Source organism: Endozoicomonas sp. ONNA2 (assembly GCF_024606365.1).
Lineage (GTDB): Bacteria > Pseudomonadota > Gammaproteobacteria > Pseudomonadales > Endozoicomonadaceae > Endozoicomonas.
The window spans coordinates 1-4,530 of sequence record NZ_JAHHPO010000723.1 but is presented as its reverse complement, the minus strand read 5'-3'; the positions used below and the strand labels follow the sequence as shown (position 1 = coordinate 4,530).

Genomic DNA, 4,530 nt, shown 5'->3' with positions numbered 1-4,530 from the left:
GGTGGCGGCGATATCCTGAAAACCTGCCTGCAAGTGCTGTCGTCCGCTTACCGGCCTGAAGCCTGCCCCATCGGGCAGGTAAAAGCCATGGCACTGATCTTGCCGCAATGCATCCATTGCCGGTTGGGGGGCGTAGTATTCAGCCACTCAACGCTTGATGACGATACCATGCAGGTGGACTATACACTGGGTCAACCCCGTGCCGGACAATCGGGCACCCAACCCCATCGCTATACGATCAGGCGCTGGGGTGGCGAAGACAGTGAACTGGATTACCAGTTTACCCCGGGAGACATTGCGACACAGCTTGCCCTGGTAAAAGTTACCCATGAAGAGGGTTATCTCGAACAGGCCACAGCAGCAACCACAGATACAAAAGAACACCTGCTTGCTGATGCAACATTGAAAAAACTACTGCAATATGCACAAAACCTGGAGGATATTGTCTGTTGCCCGGTGTATTTTACGTTCGGTGTGGGTGACGGGCCGGCACCTTACCTGTTCCAGTTCCGGCCAGTAACCCGGTCGCAGGGCAGCACCCATTCCCCGGCAGAATCTACGGCCCTGCCCCTGGCGGAAGGAATCATGGTCAGTGAAGGTTGCCCCAGTAGTTTATCCCGGGTGGCAGGCAGTTTTGCCGACCGCCCCGGGGCCTGGCTGCTGACAGAGGACCAATCCAACAGCACCACTGCCGACCCGGATAGCATCAGCTCCCCCACCAACGGTCCTGCAGAATCACCAGACTTCACCCGTGTCGACGAAGGGTTTGGCTGGATAAATCAACAAACTGCCAGATTGCTGGACTATTTTCATGCCGACCGGTTAATAAGCCGCTGCCTTGGCCCCGGGCAAAGTAAGGCAGTCAGCATGTCACCAAACAGATCGATGCTATTACTGCAACTGGCTTTGGAAATCCTGTCACTAAAGGAGAGTTTGCACCAATTTGTATCCGGTTATCGTCGTTTTTTAGATCTGGCCACCGGGTGCAAGGCGGGTGCAAGACCGTCGGAAGTCCAGTCCTTTATCAATGAACTCCCATTTCTTAAAGAACAATGGCGATGCCTGGAGGATGCCATTAATGACCTGTACCCAAAAGTGGTCACACCGCTGATTACCGACCAGGAATTACCCGAACAGCCCCCGAAATTCAGGCATTGGCTGAGAGATTGCCAGGCCCTGGGGGATGCTTTACAAAAACTGAACCAGCCTGGAAAAGTGTGCGATATACATTCTGCCCGCGACCTGATTTACTGGCTTCATCAGCGATTTATCAGCGCTCTCCCCCCAGTGGCTGAAGCATCCGATCAGGGAGAAATCACCAAAATTGCCAAAAAAGTTAGAGATAGAACGCAGATCGATCTCCTCCCCCAGGGTGTTTCTGGACTTTTAAACGACAATTACAAATCAATACTGGCCAAAGTTAACGCACAAATGCTTTGCATGCTTAATATGGTGGCTGCTGCCAATATTAAAGTGGCCCTCGGAACACTCGTCTACACCATAACGATGATGGAACAGGCCGAAGGTGTTAAGAACCGTACACTTACCCTCCACATCGCTGATGATTTTTCCCGGGACAATATTGACCTGCAAGGTAGATTGAAGCGTTTCTGGTTTTTGGTCCAGACACTGCGCTGTGCATCAATTGAAATAGATTCACAGCCAATGGCGATCAGTTTCAATCAATGCGAAGGAACAATGACCATAGAATACACCCGGGTTAATTCCACATTGGCGTTAAAAGCGGGCTTTGTGACCTTGATGTACATTCTGTCAGGAATGGAATGCATGGACGTATCAATCAACAAATCACAGCCTGAAAAGATTCACACCATTAAAGACATTTTTTGTCAAAATCCAAAGATTCTATTCCCGCGACAATTTCCTGGTGCTGTTCATTCATTAACTTTTCACACAGCATTTTATTACCTGACCAATGTTCTTTAAAATTGGTTTCTCACTGGTCTTCACGTTTATGATGATTTTGGGGGTGATGACAAATCGCTCATACGTTTGAAAATAATTCTCACTGAATTAACACTTAATCATCAGTCCGTTGTTCGAACCACTTTGAAATTATCCCAGGCCTGGGAGGTTGGCATTACTTCCAGACTGTTGATATTGATATGCGGCGGCTGCCGGGCAATCCAGAGGATAATGTCAGCAATGTCCTCCGGACGAAGCGGGTTCACGCCTTTATAGATACTGTCGCTTTTCGCCTGGTCCCCCTTAAAGCGCACCAACGAAAACTCGGTCTCACACATGCCCGGCTCAAGGCTGGTCACCCGCACGGCGCTGCCCGCCAGGTCACAGCGCAGGTTACGGGAGAACTGGGCGACAAATGCCTTACTTCCTCCATAGACATGACTGCCCGGATAAGCCCAGTTAGCGGCCACCGACGCCAGGTTAATGATGGAGGCTTTGGGTTGCTCACGCAGAATAGGCAGCAACTTGTGGGTCACATTCACCAGCCCGGTCACGTTGGTATCAATCATGGTGTGCCAGTCTGTCAGGCTGGCCTCCCAGGCCGGCCCGGCACCCAGGGCAAGACCGGCATTATTGACCAGAACCTCAATATTCCGAAAGTCGTCTGGCAGTGAATCCACCATATCGGACACCGCCCCGGTATCGCGAACGTCCAGGGTGACACTGTGAACCGGTACTTGAGGCACCAACTCTTCCGCTAATGCCTCAAGCCGTTCTGAACGACGGCCGGTGATGATCAGGGAGTAGCCATGTCGGGCAAATAGCCGGGCAGTGGCCAAACCAAAACCAGAGGTTGCCCCTGTGATCAAAACAGTGGATGAACTCATTCTGCGTGACTCCATTACATTTTTACTGTGGCAGTTTACAACCGTTTTATCCGGGTACCTTATAAACCGCCTTCATCAGTAGATGCAATGCCTATGGTACCCTCACAAAATAGGGCATCGCTGCAGATCCTCCGCCTTTTTTGCCCCTCTGGCAAGCAGGAGTTCTGCACATCGGTCGCGACCTTCACTGATGGCCCAGTCCAGGGGCGTAAAACCTATTTTATCGATGACATTGATATTCAGTTCCGGGTGAGTGAGCAGCAACTCCAAGCTACGAGCCTTGCCCATTTGGGCGGCGCAACTCAGAGGGGTTTTGCCAAAATTATTTTTGGCATTGACAAGCACTTTGCTGTTTTTGAGTAACGCTTGCACACTGCGGGTTTTCTCACCTTCGGCGGCGATGTGCAACGGTGTTTTGCCGCAAAAATCGGTGGCATTGGCATTCACTTTCCTGTGAGTGAGCAGTTCATCCAGGATATCGCTTCTGTTCTCACTGGCTGCCATGTGCAGAGGCGTGCGGCCTGCATTAGCGATGGCATTGACATTCACCTCTTCAGTATTGAGCAGTACCCTCAGGCTTTTGGCGCATCCTCTTTCGGCGGCGCAGTGCAGGGGGGTCTAGTTGATGATATTAGCGCCATTAACCCTTGCCCCGAAGTCGATAAGTAGTTTCAGGCAGTTGCTGCTATCGTTATAAACAGCCAGGAGCATGGGCGTGTGACGGAAAATACCGACGGCATTGACATTCGCCTGGCAGTTAATCAGTCGTTGCGCGCAGCCAACGTTATCGTTCATGCAGGCCTCGTGCAGGGGGGTGTAGCCGCAATCATTACCGACATTGACCTTTGCGCCGAAATCAATCAGTAGTTGCAGGTAATCCTCTTTGCCCTCGAAGGCGGTTGTATGCAGGGGCGTTTGGCCCATCTCATTAGTAACATTGACATTGACACCGGCCTCGCACAATCGTTTAAAACCTGCAAAATTTTCTGTCTCCAAAGCGATAAAAAGCAAGTGGCCATATTCGTGTATGTTGACACCACGTTCACTGCTTATCTTCAGACTCTGTTCGAGGGCTTGCATATCTCCAGCGTGAAGGGCGCTTTCCAGTGCAGGGCTAACAGACGATGGCCCGGATTGACGGGGAAGCGACGACCGGGGTTGCTGTTGACATTCGACACAACCCCTTTGATTCAGTTTGGGGTGCTCCTGATCCGAGGTATGGTCAATATGATCAGGATGAAGCTGCCGTCCATCCTGACCAGACATTTCGACCCGCGACCAGGAAGCAAATTGCCCGGCAGCATTGCCATCTTCGCCCTGGCGGGTAATGCTATTAAACGAAGGATTGTTGATGTTACCCCTGACACTTTCCATTTTCACACCTCTGTTCGCGATTCGCGGTTTGGAATTTTTCTTTCAGACAATAAACAAGAGATAAAATTCCATCATAACGAGTGCCTCTGTAGAGACACTATCAGCATGGGTTATACCGCAAAGGCATGAGTGAGGCGTGTTGCCAGAAATATTGCCAATAAAAAAAGCCGGGCTCAAAGAGCACCGGCCTTAACTTCATTAAAGCCAGGGTTTAGCCCAATGCCACCGACTTAAGCTTAAAAGCCCCGTAAACAGGGACATTGATATAGGTTGACAGATTTGAAATCGAACCACAAATGCCCATGGCGCGTGAAAATATTTTGCGCCACCCTCAGAGATGAAA

4 protein-coding genes are annotated in these 4,530 nt (G+C 50.6%); 1 reads left to right on the top strand and 3 read right to left on the bottom strand.

Features of this window, described 5'->3' with window-relative positions; translation table 11 throughout:
• Positions 1-1,947, top strand: a 1,947-nt coding sequence (locus KDK14_RS12800; protein ID WP_257265530.1) for a PEP/pyruvate-binding domain-containing protein, incomplete at its 5' end; no start/stop codon positions are given.
• Between the two features lie 101 nt (positions 1,948-2,048).
• Here the strand turns inward: KDK14_RS12800 and KDK14_RS12795 are convergent.
• The 3 genes from KDK14_RS12795 to KDK14_RS12785 all read right to left on the bottom strand — a co-directional run bounded on the left by KDK14_RS12795 (position 2,049) and on the right by KDK14_RS12785 (position 4,187).
• Positions 2,049-2,813, bottom strand: a complete 765-nt coding sequence (locus KDK14_RS12795) for an SDR family oxidoreductase (protein ID WP_257265529.1) — start codon at positions 2,811-2,813, stop codon at positions 2,049-2,051.
• A 102-nt stretch (positions 2,814-2,915) separates the two neighbouring features.
• Positions 2,916-3,425: an ankyrin repeat domain-containing protein gene (locus KDK14_RS12790; RefSeq protein WP_257265531.1), complete on the bottom strand. Its 510-nt coding sequence runs from the start codon at positions 3,423-3,425 to the stop codon at positions 2,916-2,918.
• Between the two features lie 6 nt (positions 3,426-3,431).
• Positions 3,432-4,187, bottom strand: coding sequence for an ankyrin repeat domain-containing protein (locus KDK14_RS12785; protein WP_257265528.1), 756 nt, complete (start codon positions 4,185-4,187; stop codon positions 3,432-3,434).
• Positions 4,188-4,530: the final 343 nt, after the last annotated feature.

Excerpts from the sequence above, each read along its gene's own strand:
- KDK14_RS12795 (WP_257265529.1), bottom strand. The coding sequence starts at position 2,813 with ATGAGTTCATCCACTGTTTTGATCACAGGGGCAACCTCTGGTTTTGGT.
- KDK14_RS12785 (WP_257265528.1), bottom strand. The coding sequence starts at position 4,187 with ATGGAAAGTGTCAGGGGTAACATCAACAATCCTTCGTTTAATAGCATT.